Consider the following 259-nt stretch of genomic DNA (forward strand, 5'->3'; position numbering starts at 1 on the left):
TTGAGGGTTTCGTGGTAGTCGATTTGGGTGCTGCTGCCGTCCGGCGCGGTGATGGCGATGACGTTGCCTTCGGTATCGTAGAGATAGCGGGTTTCGCGTCCGAGCGGGTCGCGTTCTACGGTAATGCGGCCGTAGCTGTCGCGTTCGCTGTCGCTGCGTTGTCCGTCGGCATCGATGCGGTAGACGAGTTCCCGGTTTTCGTCGAAACCGTACACTTCCGTCCGCCCCAATGCGTCGGTAACGACGGTATGGTCTTTGC

The 259-nt window shown here is 60.2% G+C and carries 1 pseudogene; it reads right to left on the reverse strand.

Annotated features, from left to right (window positions below):
- Window positions 1-259 (reverse strand): annotated as a pseudogene (locus HMPREF2726_RS12460) (RHS repeat protein); the annotation flags it as partial.

The sequence above is a fragment of the Neisseria sp. HMSC074B07 genome (assembly GCF_001810355.1).
Taxonomy (GTDB): domain Bacteria; phylum Pseudomonadota; class Gammaproteobacteria; order Burkholderiales; family Neisseriaceae; genus Neisseria.